This is a genomic window from Streptomyces galbus (assembly GCF_005280195.1).
GTDB classification, from domain to species: domain Bacteria; phylum Actinomycetota; class Actinomycetes; order Streptomycetales; family Streptomycetaceae; genus Streptomyces; species Streptomyces galbus.
The window spans coordinates 198,625-212,217 of the sequence record NZ_SZPR01000031.1; the positions used below are offsets into that span (position 1 = coordinate 198,625).

11 protein-coding genes are annotated in these 13,593 nt (G+C 71.4%); 8 read left to right on the top strand and 3 right to left on the bottom strand.

Annotation, left to right across the window (positions count from 1 at the left end):
• Nucleotides 1-30: 30 nt before the first annotated feature.
• Entirely contained in the window at nt 31-216 is a 186-nt protein-coding gene (locus E4U92_RS31580; protein ID WP_137303851.1) for a hypothetical protein, read from the bottom strand.
• Between the two features lie 602 nt (nt 217-818).
• On the opposite strand from E4U92_RS31580, the gene E4U92_RS31585 reads away from it, so the two are divergent.
• The 8 genes from E4U92_RS31585 (at nt 819) to E4U92_RS31620 (ending at nt 11,527) form a co-directional block, all read left to right on the top strand.
• On the top strand, nt 819-4,646 hold the full coding sequence (locus E4U92_RS31585; RefSeq protein ID WP_137303852.1) for a sensor histidine kinase: 3,828 nt from the start codon (nt 819-821) through the stop codon (nt 4,644-4,646).
• Between the two features lie 9 nt (nt 4,647-4,655).
• A complete protein-coding gene (locus E4U92_RS31590) occupies nt 4,656-5,069 on the top strand; it encodes a roadblock/LC7 domain-containing protein (protein WP_003973453.1) in 414 nt (137 codons plus the stop codon).
• Between the two features lie 112 nt (nt 5,070-5,181).
• Nucleotides 5,182-5,580 (top strand): DUF742 domain-containing protein, encoded by a 399-nt coding sequence (locus E4U92_RS31595; RefSeq protein WP_137303853.1) that lies wholly within the window; start codon nt 5,182-5,184, stop codon nt 5,578-5,580.
• Nucleotides 5,561-6,136 (top strand): GTP-binding protein, encoded by a 576-nt coding sequence (locus E4U92_RS31600; RefSeq protein WP_009190815.1) that lies wholly within the window; start codon nt 5,561-5,563, stop codon nt 6,134-6,136. The genes E4U92_RS31595 and E4U92_RS31600 overlap by 20 nt, the downstream gene beginning before the upstream one ends.
• Nucleotides 6,137-6,512: 376 nt before the next feature.
• Nucleotides 6,513-9,863 (top strand): nitrate- and nitrite sensing domain-containing protein, encoded by a 3,351-nt coding sequence (locus E4U92_RS31605; protein WP_137303854.1) that lies wholly within the window; start codon nt 6,513-6,515, stop codon nt 9,861-9,863.
• Between the two features lie 10 nt (nt 9,864-9,873).
• Nucleotides 9,874-10,287, top strand: a complete 414-nt coding sequence (locus tag E4U92_RS31610; RefSeq protein WP_067239279.1) for a roadblock/LC7 domain-containing protein — start codon at nt 9,874-9,876, stop codon at nt 10,285-10,287.
• Between the two features lie 96 nt (nt 10,288-10,383).
• Nucleotides 10,384-10,956, top strand: a complete 573-nt coding sequence (locus tag E4U92_RS31615; protein ID WP_137303855.1) for a DUF742 domain-containing protein — start codon at nt 10,384-10,386, stop codon at nt 10,954-10,956.
• Nucleotides 10,937-11,527: a GTP-binding protein gene (locus E4U92_RS31620; protein ID WP_067238932.1), complete on the top strand. Its 591-nt coding sequence runs from the start codon at nt 10,937-10,939 to the stop codon at nt 11,525-11,527. The genes E4U92_RS31615 and E4U92_RS31620 overlap by 20 nt, the downstream gene beginning before the upstream one ends.
• An 86-nt stretch (nt 11,528-11,613) precedes the next feature.
• Here the strand turns inward: E4U92_RS31620 and E4U92_RS31625 are convergent, their stop codons facing one another.
• Both E4U92_RS31625 and E4U92_RS31630 read right to left on the bottom strand, forming a co-directional pair.
• Nucleotides 11,614-11,805 (bottom strand): acyl-CoA carboxylase subunit epsilon, encoded by a 192-nt coding sequence (locus tag E4U92_RS31625; RefSeq protein WP_137303856.1) that lies wholly within the window; start codon nt 11,803-11,805, stop codon nt 11,614-11,616.
• A 57-nt stretch (nt 11,806-11,862) separates the two neighbouring features.
• A complete protein-coding gene (locus tag E4U92_RS31630) occupies nt 11,863-13,395 on the bottom strand; it encodes an acyl-CoA carboxylase subunit beta (RefSeq protein ID WP_174864104.1) in 1,533 nt (510 codons plus the stop codon).
• Between the last annotated feature and the right edge of the window lie 198 nt (nt 13,396-13,593).

Sequence of the window (13,593 nt, forward strand, 5' to 3'; positions counted from 1 at the left end):
TGGTGCGGCTGGTGTGCCTGCTGGTCCGCCCTACTCGGCGGAGGCCATCTCCGGGACCTCCATCAGGATGGTGCGCCGGGGGTTCGCGGTCTGGGCGGGCAGGTCGACGGAGTGCTCCGGCTGCGGCGGGGTCTGGAGGTCGTCGGCGCCCTTGAGGTGCGCCAGGGTGGTGCGCCGCGGGTTGGCGATCTTGCGGAACATCGTCGTGGTCTCCACTGTTGACTGACCCTGTTCGTCTCGGGGCGCAGGTGAGGACGCGGACGGCCTCACGCAGGGGCGCCGGTTGTCGGTTCTGCCAGGTCTGTAAAGCGTCAGGCTAGACATCCGATTCCCCCCGCACGGCACGGAGTGCCACCGGGCGCGTGTGAGTTTCCTCACTTACTCGTGTTCAAACGGGCCAATTCAGGCGCACAACCGACCCTTACGAAACGGACATTGAGCCCCTGAAGCCACCATTCCGCTCCTGATCATGGCGACTGGGACACGCGGCGCCTCTCACCGAAACGCCCAGGTCTGTCCGCTATCGGCGGGAACACCTTCCACGAGCGGTGACCCGCCCCTCACGGCGTGTCACAGATGTCACAGCCCGGCCAACACACCTTGTTGGAGATCCTGCACTGTGCTGGAATTCCACGGACCGCCGCAGGATCGAGCCGGCGCGCAGGGGGCGCACACCAGCGCCGAGTGGCGGCGAGAAGGGGGAACCTGCGCCGGGTCACTCACGACCACCGGGGGGCGTATTCAGGGCGCCCCTCAAGACGCCGACACCGTCCTTCCGTTCACGCGGAGGGGCGCCTGGTCCAGAGGTTGCGACGCTAGTGCAGGGACGTTTCAAGAGGGATGGCAGCGCTCCGGCGGAGCCGGAGCCGCACGGCGGGACCGGCCCCATGGCCGTCAGCTCCTCGCCCCCGCACGCCCAGAACCCGGGCCCGGCCCCGTCCGGTGACGGCGGTGACCGCCCCGGGCGCCCCGGCGCGACCGCCTCGTCGGCCACCTCCGGGTCCTCCGGCCGCTCCGGTGGGACCGCCGGCGCGGGCTCCTCGGGCACCGGTGCCCCCATACCCCCGGTCAAGCCGCCCAAGGGTGCCACCGACCCTGGTCCCCGCGTCGCGCTGCGCAACTGGCGCATCTCCACGCGCCTGGTGGCCCTGCTGACCCTCCCCGTGGTCGCGGCCACCTCGCTGGGCGCGCTGCGCATCGACCAGTCGATGGAGGACATCCAGCAGCTCGACAACATGAAGCTGCTGACGGAGATGACCAAGCAGGCCACCGAGCTGGCCACCGCGCTGCAGACCGAGCGCGACCAGTCCGCCGGTGTGCTGTCGCACAGCTCGCGCCTGGAAGACGTCAAGGGGGTGCGCGACAAGACCGACGAGACCCTCGCCGCCTTCGTCGACGCCTCCGAGGCGATCGACACCTCCAGCAAGGACGGCAACCTCCAGGGCGTCCGCGACAACATCGTCGGCCTGGTCAGCGACCTCGGCACCCTGGCCAAGATCCGCAACACCGCGTACGCCGCCGAGGGCAACGCGATGCAGACGGTCGAGGGCTACCACCGTCTGATCAGCCGGCTGGTCGACCTGTCCCAGGACATGGCCGAGGCCACCAGCAACCCGGACATGATCCAGCGCACCCGCGCCCTGGCGGCCTTCTCCGCCGCCAAGGAGTACTCGTCGATGCAGCGCGCCGTGCTCGCCTCGGCGCTGCCGTCCAACGACGATTCGGCCGGCAAGCTCTCCGACAACGACCGGACCTACGGCGAGATGGCGCTCGAGAGCGAGGACTCCGAGCTCGCCATCTTCCGCAGCATCTACGGCGACTCGGGCGCCGAGGAACTGCTGCGCCCGATCCTGCAGAACAACGCGACCATCCTGCAGGCCGACAAGTACGCCAACCGCGCGTTCGCCTCGGCCAGCGGTCTGCAGTCGCTGGACCGCCGGTCCTGGAAGGACTGGCTCGACGCCAGCGGCACCAAGATCAGCCAGATGAAGAACATCGAGCACACGCTGCTCGAGGACATGGAGCAGAAGGCCCGTCAGCTCCGCGCCGAGTCCGAGCGCGAGGCGATCATCTCGGGTGCGCTGATCCTGCTCGTGCTCGGTGTCTCGCTGGTCGGCGCCTTCATCGTCGCCCGGTCCATGATCCGCTCACTGCGCCGGCTCCAGGAGACCGCGACCAAGGTCGCCCAGGACCGCCTGCCCGAGCTGGTCAAGCAGCTCTCCGAGGCCGACCCGCAGGACGTCGACACCTCCGTGGAGTCGGTCGGTGTGCACTCCCGGGACGAGATCGGCCAGGTGGCCGCGGCCTTCGACGACGTGCACCGCGAGGCGGTCCGCCTCGCCGCCGAGCAGGCCCTGCTGCGGGGCAACGTCAACGCGATGTTCACCAACCTCTCGCGCCGCTCCCAGGGCCTCATCCAGCGCCAGCTCTCGCTCATCTCCGAGCTGGAGTCCCGCGAGGCCGACCCCGACCAGCTCTCCTCGCTGTTCAAGCTCGACCACCTCGCGACCCGCATGCGCCGTAACGGTGAGAACCTCCTCGTCCTCGCGGGTGAGGAGCCCGGCCGCCGGTGGACCCGTCCGGTCCCGCTGGTCGACGTGCTCCGCGCCGCCGCGTCCGAGGTGGAGCAGTACGAGCGCATCGAGCTGGCCTCCGTGCCGACGACCGAGGTCGCCGGCCGCGTGGTCAACGACCTCGTGCACCTGCTCGCCGAGCTGCTGGAGAACGCGACCTCGTTCTCCTCGCCGCAGACCAAGGTCAAGGTCACCGGTCACGCCCTGCCCGACGGCCGGGTCCTGATCGAGATCCACGACACCGGCATCGGCCTCTCCCCCGAGGACCTCGCCGCGATCAACGAGCGGCTGGCGTCGCCGCCCACCGTGGACGTCTCGGTCTCCCGCCGCATGGGTCTGTTCGTGGTCGGCCGTCTGTCGCAGCGCCACGGCATCCGCATCCAGCTCCGCCCGTCCGACTCCGGCGGTACGACCGCGCTGGTCATGCTGCCCGTGGACGTCGCCCAGGGCGGCAAGAAGCCGCAGCCCAAGCCGGGCCAGGGCGGTGCCTCCGGCGGTCCCGCCGCCGCGCAGGCCGCCGCCGGTGCCGCCGCCGCACGCCGCCAGTCCCAGTCCGGCGGTGCCCTCGGGGGCACCCCCGCGCAGGGCGGTGCCCTCGGCTCCGGTCCCGCGGGCGCGGGCCGGCTGGCCGCCGGCCAGGGTCCCCGGGCCGCGCTGCCCGGCCGCGACGGTGCTCCCGGCGCGGGTCAGGGCAACGGCCGCGGTCCGCAGGGCCCGCAGCAGGGCCGCCCGGCGCCGGCCGGCGCGGGTGCCGGCTTCGGCGGGCAGGCCCCGGCCGCCCCGCAGGGCCTCCAGGCGTCCGGCCAGAACGGTCAGGGCGGTCAGGGCGGTCAGGGCGGTCAGGGCGGTCAGGGACAGGACATGTTCGGCGGGCGGGGTCCCGTGCCGCCGCAGCGCGGCACCGAGGGCGCCGGGCGCCCCGGCCGCGGCCGCCGGCCGCAGCTTCCCGGCGGTCCCCGGGCCGAGCTGCCCGGCGGCAACGCCCAGCAGCGCGTGCCGAGCTGGGGTGACGAGAACGCCCAGCCGCAGGTCGGCCGCGGTGCGCTGGACGCCCCGCGCGGCCACGACGAGCCGGACGTCGCCCGCACCTCGCAGCTCCCGCGCATCGACGACCGGCAGGGTCCCGGCTCCACCTCGGAGCTCCCCCGCATCGACGAACGCCAGGCTCCCCAGGGCGACTACGGCCGTCCGGGTGCGAACGGCGGCCAGAACACGGGCCAGTTCGCCCGTCCGCAGGGCACCGGGCCGTTCCCGCCGGTGGGCGGACCGCAGCAGACCGGGCAGTTCCCGGTCCCGGGCGGCCGTCCGGACGCGGGCCGCACCCCGCAGGTCCCCGCCCGCACGGACGGGTCGGCGAACGGGTTCGTCCGCTCCGACGTCTTCGGCGCCCCGGCGCCGAACGCCCCGGCGGGCCCGGGCCGGTTCACCGCCCCGCAGGCGTACGACAACGGCTCCACCGGGCAGTTCCCCGTGCCGGGCCAGGACCCGTCGGCCACCGGCCGGCACGCCCTGCCCGAGCGCCAGGACCCGTCCGCCACGGGCCGGTTCGAGCAGCCCCAGGGCCCGGGCGGCTTCGCCCCGCAGCGGCCGGTCCGCCCCGAGCCGGAGGCGCTGCCCCCGGCCCAGGGTCCGGGCGACGGCCGTACCCCGCTGTACGACACCCTGGAGACCAACTGGTTCCGCGGTGGGCAGCAGGGCGACGCCCCCGGCGCGGCCCCCCAGGCGCCGCAGGTCCCCCAGCAGCCGCAGGCCCCGGCTGCCCCCCAGCGTCCCGCTTCGGCCTCCTGGCGCACCTCGCCCAACGACGAGCTCGTGCGGCAGGCGGAGCGGGTCCGGCAGCCGGCCGCGGGTGGTGTCACCACCTCCGGCCTGCCACGCCGGGTGCCCCGGGCGAACCTCGTCCCGGGGACGGCTCAGCAGCAACAGCACCAAGCCGGTCCGCAGGTCTCGCGTGCGCCTGACGACGTGCGCGGGCGGCTGACCAATCTCCGTCGGGGCATCGCGCAGGGTCGTCAGGCCGGCAACGGCCAGACGGGCAGCTTCCCCAGCCCCACTCACCAGCAGGAGCGTTAGTTGAGCCAGATGAGCCAGGCGGCACAGAACCTCAACTGGTTGATCACGAACTTCGTGGACAACACCCCGGGGGTGTCCCACACCGTCGTCGTGTCCGCCGACGGTCTGCTGCTGGCGATGTCGGAGGGCTTCCCCCGCGACCGCGCAGACCAGTTGGCGGCCGTGGCCTCGGGCCTGACGTCGCTGACGGCCGGGGCCTCCCGGATCTTCGAGGGCGGCAACGTGGCGCAGACCGTCGTCGAGATGGAACGAGGATTCCTCTTCCTCATGTCCGTCTCGGACGGCTCGTCCCTCGCCGTCCTCGCGCACCCCGAGTGCGACATCGGCCTCGTCGGCTACGAGATGGCACTGCTCGTCGACCGCGCGGGCGCCGTGCTCACGCCCGACCTGCGCGCCGAACTGCAAGGCAGTCTGCTCCACTGACCGCTTCCGGATCCACCCGCCTCACCAAATCACCGTCCGGCCGCCACAATCCCCCCACGGCCCCGTCAGACGGCACGACTGACCGAGACTTGCTGTCCCGCCCGGAGGATTCATGACCCCGCCCACCGCCCATCATGATCCGTACGCCGAGCCGTACGGGGACGAGGGCGACCAGCCGCTGGTGCGTCCGTACGCGATGACCGGTGGCCGGACCCGGCCGCGCTACCAGCTCGCCATCGAGGCGCTGATCAGCACCACGGCCGACCCGGCAGCGCTCATGGGACTGCTTCCCGAGCACCAGCGCATCTGCCACCTGTGCCGTGAGGTCAAGTCGGTGGCCGAGGTGTCGGCGCTGCTCGCCATGCCGCTCGGCGTGGCGCGGATCCTGGTCGCGGACCTCGCCGAGGCCGGCCTGGTCGCCGTCCACCAGCCGGGTGGCGACGAGAACAACGGCGGCGCACCGGACGTGACGCTGCTCGAAAGGGTGCTCAGTGGACTTCGCAAGCTCTGACGGAGGGCGGGCCACCACCTCCGCGAAGATCGTGGTGGCGGGTGGCTTCGGCGTGGGCAAGACCACGTTCGTGGGTGCCGTCTCGGAGATCAACCCGCTGCGCACGGAGGCCGTGATGACCTCCGCGAGCGCGGGGATCGACGACCTCACCCACACCGGGGACAAGACGACCACCACGGTCGCCATGGACTTCGGCCGCATCACCCTGGACCAGGACCTGATCCTGTACCTGTTCGGCACCCCGGGCCAGGACCGCTTCTGGTTCATGTGGGACGACCTGGTGCGCGGCGCCATCGGCGCGGTGGTGCTCGTGGACACCCGGCGCCTGGCGGACTGCTTCCCGGCGGTGGACTACTTCGAGAACAGCGGCCTGCCCTTCGTCATCGCCCTCAACGGCTTCGACGGGCAGCAGCCCTACTCGCCCGACGAGGTGCGCGAGGCGCTGCAGATCGGTCCGGACACCCCGATCATCACGACGGACGCCCGGCACCGCGCCGACGCGAAGAGTGCGCTGATCACGCTGGTGGAGCACGCCCTGATGGCCCGGCTGAGGTAACGCTCAAGTCGTCCCTCGCGTACGGCAGTTGCCGTAGACAAATCGGAGCCGACTGTGGCCTTTGACACGGTCGGCTCCGGTGTTCATAACGTTTCGGCAGAGGAATCGGCCGAGACCACCACACCGCGCGGTCGTTCGGTCTCGCTGCGCGCACGACGGCCCCGTCTTTTGGCGGGGCTCGCTCTTTATGACCGTTTTATCTGGGACTTACATCACGCGGAATCGACTCATCCGAGTGTTTGGAACAGCACTGGTTGACGTGCTGGAATGCCTGAACTGCCCAATAGTCAATGACGTACTCATGGTCGATGGCTGACCGGGCTCTGAGAGACTGCGGCACGACGATGGTGCCGACCGCCGAGAGGTTGTTGGTCGAGTGAGGCGAAGCAAGAAAAGTCCCGAGCCCGCGGCCCGGGGCAACTTCACCCCGCCGCCGCGCGGAGCGGCGCCCGCCCCCGTGCCCGGTTCGGTGCCGTCGGCCGCGCCCGCACCGAGCGGCGGCCGGCTCTCCCCGCGCAACTGGCGGGTGCCCACCCGGCTGAACGCGATCCTGCTCATACCCGTGCTGGTCGGCCTGGTCATGGGCGGCTTCCAGGTGAAGAACTCGATCGACACCTGGCAGGAAGCGGAGGACGCGGAGAACACCGCGCGCCTGGTGCAGGCCTCCCTCACCTACGCCGATGCCCTCTACAACGAGCGCGACACCACCGCCGCCCCGCTGCTCAAGGGCGCCGGCAAGGACGACGCGACCGTCAAGGGCGCCCGCGAGGCGACCGACAAGGCGGCGGACGCCTTCAACGTGGCCGCGCAGAACATGCCCCCCAAGGCGGGTCTGGAGCGCCGCCTGAAGCTCTTCCGCGAGGTCGAGCCCAAGCTGCAGGCGCTGCGCACCGCCGCCTACACCACCAACCTCAAGGGCGTGGAGACCGAGGAGGGCTACGTCCAGGTCGCCCACCCGCTGATGGAGTTCGCCAACGAACTCGGTCTGGGCACCGGCAACATCACCTCCTACGGCCGTACCGTCTACGCGATCTCGCTGACCAAGGCCGCGCTCTCCCTGGACCGCTCGATCGGCACGCACCTGCTGGTCAAGCCCGGCCCCACCAAGGCCGACCTCGCCAAGCAGCGGGTGGCGCTCTCCTCGTACGCCTACCTCGAGGGCATCGCCGTCGAGGAGTACATCGGCGGTGGCACCGAGCAGGACGCGCAGAAGCTCACCGACCTGCAGACCAAGATGAAGTCGCAGGCCGCGGCCCAGGCCCAGGAGGCCAAGTCCAAGGACCCCGACTACGTGCCGCCGCCCTCCGACCCGGCCCTGATGGTCGCCGGCATGTCGGGGCTGACCAGCACGGACGCCGCGGAGCGCGCCGCGCTCGCCACGCAGGGCATCACGCCCGAGAACTGGTGGGCGGTCACCACCCTCAAGTACACGGCCTACCGGCAGATCGAGTCGGACATGGCCGACAAGGCGGTGACCGAGGCCTCGGACATCGCCGCCGACGCCAAGACCTCCGCCCTCATCACCGGTGCGGCCGTCGTGGTCGCGCTGCTGCTGGCGTTCATCCTGGCCGGCGCGGTCGCGCGGCAGATGTCGCGGTCGATGCGCCAGCTCCGCAACGCGGCCTTCGGCATCGCCGAGCAGCGCCTGCCGATGCTGGTCGACCAGCTCTCGCGCACCGACCCCGGCCGGGTCGACACCCGGGTCGCGCCCATCCCGATCACCACCACGGACGAGATCGGCGAGGTCGCCCGCGCCTTCGACCAGGTCCACCGCGAGGCCGTCCGGCTCGCCGCGGAGCAGGCCCTGCTGCGGGGCAACATCAACGCGATCTTCACCAACCTCTCGCGCCGCAACCAGTCGCTGATCGAGGGCCAGCTCACCCTGATCACCGACCTGGAGAACAACGAGGCCGACCCCGACCAGCTCGAGAACCTCTTCAAGCTGGACCACCTCGCGACCCGTATGCGCCGCAACGGCGAGAACCTGCTGGTCCTCGCCGGTGAGGAGCCCGGCCGCCGCTGGGACCAGCCGGTCCCGCTGGTCGACGTGCTGCGCGCCGCCTCCTCCGAGGTGGAGCAGTACGAGCGCATCGAGCTGTCCGGCGTGCCGGAGGCGGAGATCCACGGCCGCGCCGTGACCGACCTCGTGCACCTGCTGGCCGAGCTGCTGGAGAACGCCACCACGTTCTCCTCGCCGCAGACCAAGGTCCGCGTCACCGCGACCCGGCTGCCCGACGGCCGCGTCATGATCGAGATCCACGACAAGGGCATCGGCCTGACGGCCGAGGACTTCGCGGACATCAACCACAAGCTGGCCAACCCGCCGACCGTGGACGCCGCGATCTCGCAGCGCATGGGCCTGTTCGTGGTCGGCCGGCTGTCCGACCGGCACGGCATCCGGGTCCAGCTCCGCCCCTCGGGCGAGCAGGCCGGCACCACCTCGCTGGTCATGCTGCCGGACGCGATCACCCACGGCGGCGGTGGCGAACCGGCCGTGCGGGACGAGTTCACGGTCTCGCAGATCATCCCGGAGCAGCAGTACGGCGGCGAGAACTTCGCCCAGCCGATGCGGACGGCCGCCGAACTCGGCTTCGACGACAGCCGCTACACCGAGGTGCCCGACGACCTGCGCGACCTGGACCCGGTGGGCCGGTCCCTGATGCGCGAGGAGCGCCGCGCGGCCCTGGAGTCCCAGGCGCCCGCCGAGCCCGACCGGCAGGACCAGGAGCGGTCCGGGTACGGCGACGGCTTCGACGACGGTTTCGACGGCCACGGCTCGCCGTACGACGGTGCGCGCGGCGGCTACGAGAGCGCGCAGAACGGCTACGACGCCCCGCAGAACGCCTCCTACGAGGGCGGCGCCACCGGCTACGCCGAACCGGCCGCCCCGCAGCACGGCTACGACCAGCAGACGTCGTACGACGAGCAGTACTACGCGCCCAACGGCGGCCTGCCGCAGAACGAGTCCTTCTCCGACCCGTTCGCCGGCGGCGGCACGGACGGCCGCGGCGACACCTTCTCCTCCCACGGCTCCTCCCACGGCGACGGCTTCGCCGCGAACGGCTCCTACCCCGAGCAGGGCTATGCGGAGCCAGCGCAGGGGGAGCGGGCCGCGCAGCCGGCGAGCGCCCAGGACGGCGCGAACGGCTACGACGAGCGGTCCTACCAGGACGACTGGCCGCAGCAGACCGGCTACCGCAACGGCTACCCGGACCAGTACGCTCCGGAAGCGGAATCCGCGCAGGCCGCTGACGCGGCCGAGCAGGACCGCGTAGGCTTCGACCGTCCGGGACCGGCCCCCTCCGCCGGCCACGAGCTGACCGACGCCGGACTTCCCCGCCGCGGAGGCTTCGCGGCGAACGGTTCGAACGGCGCCCAGCGGCCCGTGCACCAGGAAGCGCCGGCTCCCGCTCAGGACGGCAACGGCGGCGACAGCGCCTGGCGTTCGGCGAACGACGAGCGCTGGCAGCAGGCCGCGCAGCTGCGCAAGCCCAAGGCGGGCGGGGTCACCTCCTCCGGCCTGCCGCGGCGGGTGCCCAAGGCCAACCTGGTCGAGGGCGCCGCCGAGAACACCCCCCAGGGAGGCCCACAGGTCTCCCGCGCCCCGGAGGACGTCCGGGGCAGGCTGAGCAACCTGCGCCGCGGCGTCCAGCGAGGCCGCACCGCAGGCAGTGAAACGAACGGCCAGGGCTTCGGTCCTGACAGCACCTACAACCAGGAGCGTTAGTGTGAGCCCGATGAGCCAGGCGGCACAGAACCTGAACTGGTTGATCACCAACTTCGTGGACAACACCCCGGGGGTGTCCCACACGGTGGTGGTCTCCGCCGACGGACTCCTTCTGGCGATGTCCGAAGGCTTTCCCCGCGACCGCGCCGACCAGCTCGCGGCCGTCGCCTCCGGTCTGACGTCCCTCACGGCAGGCGCCTCCCGCATCTTCGAGGGCGGCGCCGTGAACCAGACCGTTGTGGAGATGGAGCGCGGATTCCTCTTCATCATGTCCATCTCCGACGGGTCGTCGCTCGCGGTCCTGGCGCACCCGGAGGCGGACATCGGCCTCATTGGGTACGAGATGGCCCTCCTGGTGGACCGTGCGGGCACGGTCCTGACGCCCGACCTTCGTGCGGAGCTCCAAGGGAGCCTGCTCAACTAACAGACGTACGGTGCGTTTTGGCGTCCCGAGGCCGTAATGTTTCGGGACGCGGCTACCCCACGACGGGTGCCAGGCACAGTCGGAGGAGGAAAGACAGTGGCAACACCCCCAGGCGGTCCGTCTTCGGGCAACTGGTCGTACGGTCCCGCCCAGGGGCCGAACGACGGCTCGGCGAACCCGTACAACTTCCCCTCCGCGCCGAGCCACCGGCAGCCGTACGCGCCCCAGGGTCCCGGCCCGTCGCCGTACGACCAGCCGCAGGCACCGCGCATCCAGCCCGTGCAGCCGCACCGTCGCGCCCCCGAGCCGGCGCCCGCCGGGGCGGCCAGCAACCCCCTGGTGCGTCCGTACGCCATGACCGGTGGCCGGACCCGCCCGCGGTACCAGCTCGCCATCGAGGCGCTGGTGCACACCACCGCGGCTCCGCACCAGATGCAGGGCCAGCTGCCCGAGCATCAGCGGATCTGCAACCTGTGCCGTGAGATCAAGTCGGTGGCCGAGATCTCGGCCCTGCTCACGATCCCCCTCGGCGTGGCCAGGATCCTCGTCGCCGACTTGGCGGAGGCGGGCCTGGTCGCCATCCATCAGCCCGGCGGCGACGAGAACGCCGGCGGCCAGCCAGACGTGACACTGCTCGAAAGGGTGCTCAGTGGACTTCGCAAGCTCTAGCGGCGGGTCGATTTCTGGGAGTCGCTCCACCACATCCGCGAAGATCGTGGTGGCGGGCGGCTTCGGCGTGGGCAAGACCACGTTCGTCGGCGCCGTCTCGGAGATCAACCCGCTGCGCACGGAGGCCGTCATGACGTCTGCTTCGGCGGGCATCGACGACCTCACCCACACCGGGGACAAGACGACCACCACGGTCGCCATGGACTTCGGCCGCATCACCCTGGACCAGGACCTGATCCTGTACCTCTTCGGTACGCCCGGCCAGGACCGCTTCTGGTTCATGTGGGACGACCTGGTGCGCGGCGCCATCGGCGCGGTGGTCCTGGTGGACACCCGGCGCCTGGCGGACTGCTTCCCGGCGGTCGACTACTTCGAGAACAGCGGCCTGCCCTTCGTCATCGCCCTCAACGGCTTCGACGGGCAGCAGCCCTACAACCCGGACGAGGTGCGCGAGGCCCTGCAGATCGGCCCCGACACCCCGATCATCACCACGGACGCCCGCCACCGCGCGGACGCCAAGTCGACGCTGATCACGCTGGTCGAGCACGCCCTGATGGCGCGCCTGCGGTAGGACGGCGCACCGCGCCGGGACGACGGACGACGGAAGGGCCCCTCTCCACCGGGAGAGGGGCCCTTCCGTCGTCCGGGTGCCGGGGGTCAGCGCCAGCTGTGCGGGGCGCGGAAGCCGGGCTCGCGCTCCAGGCGGCGCCAGCCGGCCTTGACACGGCCGCGGTGCGCGGGGGTCTCGGAGGGACGGGCAGCGGCGCGGGCCAGGAGGACGGCCGTGATGGCGGCGACCTCCTCGGGCTCGGCGTAGCCCTTCTCGACGCGGATGTCAGCAGTGCTCATGGGTGTCAGTCTCCGTGAGAGAGGGGTCCGCGGGGTTGCCGCGGCGGGTCCGCCCGGTTACTGCGGGGGGTTGCCGTGCTTGCGGGAGGGCAGGTCGGCGTGCTTGCTGTGCAGCATCGCCAGGGACCTGACCAGGACCTCGCGGGTCTCGGCGGGGTCGATGACGTCGTCGACCAGGCCGCGCTCGGCCGCGTAGTACGGGTGCATCAGCTCGGACTTGTACTCCTTGACCATCCGCGCCCGCATCGCCTCGGGGTCCTCCGCGTCGGCGATCTGCCGGCGGAAGATGACGTTGGCGGCGCCCTCGGCGCCCATCACGGCGATCTCGTTCGTCGGCCAGGCGTAGGTGAGGTCGGCACCGATGGACTGGCTGTCCATGACGATGTAGGCACCTCCGTACGCCTTGCGCAGGATCAGCGAGATCCTCGGCACGGTCGCGTTGCAGTAGGCGTAGAGGAGTTTGGCGCCGTGCCGGATGATTCCACCGTGCTCCTGGTCGACGCCGGGCAGGAAGCCGGGTACGTCCAAAAGGGTGATGATCGGGATGTTGAAGGCGTCGCACATCTGCACGAAGCGCGCGGCCTTCTCGCTGGCCTCGATGTCGAGGACGCCGGCGAGGGTCTGCGGCTGGTTGGCGATGATGCCGACGACCTGGCCGTCCAGGCGGGCCAGCGCGCAGATGATGTTCCGCGCCCAGCGCTCGTGGACCTCCAGGTACTCGCCGTCGTCGACGATCTCCTCGATGACCTTGGTCATGTCGTACGGCCGGTTGCCGTCGGCCGGGACCAGGTCGAGCAGGGTGTCGGAGCGGCGGTCGACCGGGTCGGTGCACTCCACCCGCGGCGGGTTCTCGCGGTTGTTCTGCGGCAGCAGCGACAGGAGGTAGCGCACCTCGGCGATGCAGGTCTCCTCGTCGTCGTAGGCGAAGTGGCACACGCCGGACGTCTCGGCGTGCACGTCCGCGCCGCCGAGGCCGTTCTGGGTGATCTCCTCGCCGGTGACGGCCTTGACCACGTCGGGGCCGGTGATGAACATCTGCGAGGTCTCGCGGACCATGAAGACGAAGTCGGTGAGGGCGGGGCTGTAGGCCGCGCCGCCCGCGCACGGGCCGAGCATCACCGAGATCTGCGGGATGACGCCGGACGCCTTGGTGTTGCGCTGGAAGATGCCGCCGTAGCCGGCGAGGGCGGAGACGCCCTCCTGGATGCGGGCGCCGGCGCCGTCGTTGAGGGAGACCAGCGGCGCACCGGCCGCGATGGCCATGTCCATGATCTTGTGGATCTTCGTGGCGTGGGCCTCGCCCAGCGCGCCGCCGAAGATGCGGAAGTCGTGGGCGTAGACGAAGACCGTGCGGCCCTCCACCGTGCCCCAGCCGGTGATCACGCCGTCGGTGTACGGCTTCTTGGTCTCCAGGCCGAACCCGGTGGCCCGGTGCCGGCGCAGCTGCTCGACCTCCTGGAAGGAGCCGGGGTCCAGCAGCAGCTCGATCCGCTCCCGGGCGGTCAGCTTGCCCTTGGCGTGCTGCGCCTCGGTCGCCCGCTCGCTCGGTCCGGCGAGCGCCTGCGCACGGATCTCGTGCAGCTCCGCCACCCGCCCGCGCGCGTCGGTCGGTTCCCCGGTCGGCTCACCCGTCGTCTCTTCCAAAACGGTCATGTAGTGACCTTACGAAGCCCACCAAGGAAAGCGAGCCGTCGACTCCGTACAGTCTCCGGAGCGTTTTCCTGGTACCACCGGACAGAACTCCACCGGCATGCAGGCTTTCCGACTGCTCAGGGGGTGTGTCGCTTG